The sequence below is a fragment of the Microbacterium sp. T32 genome (genome assembly GCF_001619615.1).
Lineage (GTDB): Bacteria > Actinomycetota > Actinomycetes > Actinomycetales > Microbacteriaceae > Microbacterium.
On the sequence record NZ_LQQP01000046.1, the window covers coordinates 1 to 5,164 of the forward strand.

The 5,164-nt window shown below is 55.0% G+C and carries 2 rRNA genes; both read left to right on the top strand.

Annotated features, from left to right (window positions below):
* Positions 1–58: 58 nt before the first annotated feature.
* A 16S ribosomal RNA gene (locus AVW09_RS15105) occupies positions 59–1,580 on the top strand.
* A gap of 418 nt (positions 1,581–1,998) precedes the next feature.
* Positions 1,999–5,110, top strand: a 23S ribosomal RNA gene (locus AVW09_RS15110).
* Together the 16S and 23S rRNA genes form the textbook arrangement of a ribosomal RNA operon.
* The last annotated feature ends 54 nt before the right edge of the window (positions 5,111–5,164 follow it).

Here is a 5,164-nt window from a genome sequence, read left to right on the forward strand (position 1 = left end):
TTTGGTCAGATTGAACTCGTCTGTCCCGGCCTTATTCCGGTTGGGTGGGCATTTTTCTTTTACGGAGAGTTTGATCCTGGCTCAGGATGAACGCTGGCGGCGTGCTTAACACATGCAAGTCGAACGGTGAAGCCAAGCTTGCTTGGTGGATCAGTGGCGAACGGGTGAGTAACACGTGAGCAACCTGCCCTGGACTCTGGGATAAGCGCTGGAAACGGCGTCTAATACTGGATATGAGCTCTCATCGCATGGTGGGGGTTGGAAAGATTTTTTGGTCTGGGATGGGCTCGCGGCCTATCAGCTTGTTGGTGAGGTAATGGCTCACCAAGGCGTCGACGGGTAGCCGGCCTGAGAGGGTGACCGGCCACACTGGGACTGAGACACGGCCCAGACTCCTACGGGAGGCAGCAGTGGGGAATATTGCACAATGGGCGGAAGCCTGATGCAGCAACGCCGCGTGAGGGATGACGGCCTTCGGGTTGTAAACCTCTTTTAGCAGGGAAGAAGCGAGAGTGACGGTACCTGCAGAAAAAGCGCCGGCTAACTACGTGCCAGCAGCCGCGGTAATACGTAGGGCGCAAGCGTTATCCGGAATTATTGGGCGTAAAGAGCTCGTAGGCGGTTTGTCGCGTCTGCTGTGAAATCCCGAGGCTCAACCTCGGGCCTGCAGTGGGTACGGGCAGACTAGAGTGCGGTAGGGGAGATTGGAATTCCTGGTGTAGCGGTGGAATGCGCAGATATCAGGAGGAACACCGATGGCGAAGGCAGATCTCTGGGCCGTAACTGACGCTGAGGAGCGAAAGGGTGGGGAGCAAACAGGCTTAGATACCCTGGTAGTCCACCCCGTAAACGTTGGGAACTAGTTGTGGGGACCATTCCACGGTTTCCGTGACGCAGCTAACGCATTAAGTTCCCCGCCTGGGGAGTACGGCCGCAAGGCTAAAACTCAAAGGAATTGACGGGGACCCGCACAAGCGGCGGAGCATGCGGATTAATTCGATGCAACGCGAAGAACCTTACCAAGGCTTGACATACACCAGAACATCGTAGAAATACGGGACTCTTTGGACACTGGTGAACAGGTGGTGCATGGTTGTCGTCAGCTCGTGTCGTGAGATGTTGGGTTAAGTCCCGCAACGAGCGCAACCCTCGTTCTATGTTGCCAGCACGTAATGGTGGGAACTCATGGGATACTGCCGGGGTCAACTCGGAGGAAGGTGGGGATGACGTCAAATCATCATGCCCCTTATGTCTTGGGCTTCACGCATGCTACAATGGCCGGTACAAAGGGCTGCAATACCGTGAGGTGGAGCGAATCCCAAAAAGCCGGTCCCAGTTCGGATTGAGGTCTGCAACTCGACCTCATGAAGTCGGAGTCGCTAGTAATCGCAGATCAGCAACGCTGCGGTGAATACGTTCCCGGGTCTTGTACACACCGCCCGTCAAGTCATGAAAGTCGGTAACACCTGAAGCCGGTGGCCTAACCCTTGTGGAGGGAGCCGTCGAAGGTGGGATCGGTAATTAGGACTAAGTCGTAACAAGGTAGCCGTACCGGAAGGTGCGGCTGGATCACCTCCTTTCTAAGGAGCATCTGACGCCCTGTAGTGGGGTTGTTCAGGCGCCAGGTCAGCACCGAATGTGTGCTGCTGGTTAGCTCATGGGTGGAACATTTGATGGGGTGTCGGGGACGATCGTCTCGGGTCTAGTACGCAGCTTGCTGCTGGAACGGTTCGGGTGGGAGTTGTCGACACATGCACGCTGTTGGGTCCTGAGGGGCCGGGCGCTGATCGCGCTAGTCGAAGAGGCTGGTGGTGGTTGGTGGCTGTTCCTCTAGGGCCTTTTCCTGGTGTCGCGGTTGTGGCATGTCGGGGAGGGGTACCGCCCGTACTTTGAGAACTACACAGTGGACGCGAGCATCTTCCATGCAACCTTTGGGTTGTGTGGTGTAGATGATCTTAAAGATCATTAGTCAATTTTTTGACGATTCAACTCATGTGATTTCAAGTCTTTAAGAGCAAACGGTGGATGCCTTGGCATCTGGAGCCGAAGAAGGACGTAGCAATCTGCGATAAGCCTCGGGGAACTGATAAGCGAGTTTTGATCCGAGGGTGTCCGAATGGGGAAACCCCGCCAGGGCGCGTGCGTACCTGGTGACTCCCGCCTGAATATATAGGGCGGGTAGAGGGAACGTGGGGAAGTGAAACATCTCAGTACCCACAGGAAGAGAAAGCAACAGCGATTCCGTGAGTAGTGGCGAGCGAAACCGGAAGAGGCTAAACCTAGCGTGTGTGATAGCCGGCAGGCGTTGCATGTTGGGGGTTGTGGGACTTTTCTGATTGTTCTGCCGAGCAGTCGACGTGACAAGAGGGTATAGACGAACGGTTTTGAATGGCCGGTCATAGAGGGTGCGAACCCCGTAGTCGAAATGCCTGTTCTTGGCGTGAAGAGTATCCCAAGTAGCACGGGGCCCGAGAAATCCCGTGTGAATCTGTCAGGACCACCTGATAAGCCTAAATACTCCCAGATGACCGATAGCGGACAAGTACCGTGAGGGAAAGGTGAAAAGTACCCCGGGAGGGGAGTGAAATAGTACCTGAAACCGTTTGCTTACAAACCGTTGGAGCACCCCTGGTAGGTGTGACAGCGTGCCTTTTGAAGAATGAGCCTGCGAGTTAGCGATACGTGGCGAGGTTAACCCGTGTGGGGTAGCCGTAGCGAAAGCGAGTCTGAATAGGGCGATTCAGTCGCGTGTCCTAGACCCGAAGCGAAGTGATCTATCCATGGCCAGGTTGAAGCGACGGTAAGACGTCGTGGAGGACCGAACCCACTTAGGTTGAAAACTGAGGGGATGAGCTGTGGATAGGGGTGAAAGGCCAATCAAACTTCGTGATAGCTGGTTCTCTCCGAAATGCATTTAGGTGCAGCGTTGCGTGTTTCTTGCCGGAGGTAGAGCTACTGGATGGCCGATGGGCCCTACAAGGTTACTGACGTCAGCCAAACTCCGAATGCCGGTAAGTGAGAGCGCAGCAGTGAGACTGTGGGGGATAAGCTTCATAGTCGAGAGGGAAACAACCCAGACCACCATCTAAGGTCCCTAAGCGCGTGCTAAGTGGGAAAGGATGTGGAGTTGCTTAGACAACCAGGAGGTTGGCTTAGAAGCAGCCACCCTTGAAAGAGTGCGTAATAGCTCACTGGTCAAGTGATTCCGCGCCGACAATGTAACGGGGCTCAAGCACGCCACCGAAGTTGTGGCATTGACATTTTTGGTAGGCCTTCGTGGTCCAGCCGTGTTGATGGGTAGGAGAGCGTCGTGTCGCGAGTGAAGCGGCGGGGTGACCCAGCCGTGGACGCGACACGAGTGAGAATGCAGGCATGAGTAGCGAAAGACGTGTGAGAAACACGTCCTCCGAAAGACCAAGGGTTCCAGGGTCAAGCTAATCTTCCCTGGGTAAGTCGGGACCTAAGGCGAGGCCGACAGGCGTAGTCGATGGACAACGGGTTGATATTCCCGTACCGGCGAAGAACCGCCCAAGCTAATCCAGTGGTGCTAAGAGTCCTAGCACGGAATTTTCCGGATCCCTTCGGGGTGATGGTTGTCTGTGTGAACGCTCGACCCCATGCTGGTGCGGCTAGCGTATTAACAGGTGTGACGCAGGAAGGTAGCCCAAGCCAGGCGATGGTTGTCCTGGTGCAAGTGCGTAGGCCGAGTGATAGGCAAATCCGTCACTCATACAGGCTGAGACACGATGCGGATAAAAAGTGGGTGATCCTATGCTGCCGAGAAAAGCATCGACGCGAGGTTCTAGCTGCCCGTACCCCAAACCGACTCAGGTGGTCAGGTAGAGAATACCAAGGAGATCGAGAGAATCGTGGTTAAGGAACTCGGCAAAATGCCCCCGTAACTTCGGGAGAAGGGGGGCCATCCACTTATTAGGACTTGCTCCGAAAGGGTGTGGTGGCCGCAGAGACTAGTGGGTAGCGACTGTTTACTAAAAACACAGGTCCGTGCCAAGTCGCAAGACGATGTATACGGACTGACGCCTGCCCGGTGCTGGAAGGTTAAGAGGACCGGTTAGCCGCAAGGCGAAGCTGAGAATTTAAGCCCCAGTAAACGGCGGTGGTAACTATAACCATCCTAAGGTAGCGAAATTCCTTGTCGGGTAAGTTCCGACCTGCACGAATGGCGTAACGACTTCCCAACTGTCTCAACCGCGAACTCGGCGAAATTGCATTACGAGTAAAGATGCTCGTTACGCGCAGCAGGACGGAAAGACCCCGTGACCTTTACTACAGCTTGGTATTGGTGTTCGGTGTGGCTTGTGTAGGATAGGTGGGAGACTGTGAAGCGGACACGCCAGTGTTCGTGGAGTCATTGTTGAAATACCACTCTGGTCACTCTGGATATCTAACTTAGGACCGTGATCCGGTTCAGGGACAGTGCCTGGTGGGTAGTTTAACTGGGGCGGTTGCCTCCCAAAATGTAACGGAGGCGCCCAAAGGTTCCCTCAACCTGGTTGGCAATCAGGTGGCGAGTGTAAGTGCACAAGGGAGCTTGACTGTGAGACTGACAGGTCGAGCAGGGACGAAAGTCGGGACTAGTGATCCGGCAGTGGCTTGTGGAAGCGCTGTCGCTCAACGGATAAAAGGTACCTCGGGGATAACAGGCTGATCTTGCCCAAGAGTCCATATCGACGGCATGGTTTGGCACCTCGATGTCGGCTCGTCGCATCCTGGGGCTGGAGTAGGTCCCAAGGGTTGGGCTGTTCGCCCATTAAAGCGGTACGCGAGCTGGGTTTAGAACGTCGTGAGACAGTTCGGTCCCTATCCGCTGCGCGCGTAGGAAGTTTGAGAGGATCTGACCCTAGTACGAGAGGACCGGGTTGGACGAACCTCTGGTGTGTCAGTTGTTCCGCCAGGAGCACCGCTGATTAGCTACGTTCGGGATGGATAACCGCTGAAAGCATCTAAGCGGGAAGCCGGCCTCAAGATGAGACTTCCATACCATTTATGGTGAGAGGCTCCCAGCCAGACTACTGGGTTGATAGGCCGGATGTGGAAGCGTAGTAATACGTGAAGCTGACCGGTACTAATAAGCCGATGACTTGATAACACACCGTTTTTGGTGCTTGCGTCCACTGAGTGGTTCTCGATGTACGGTCGGGAA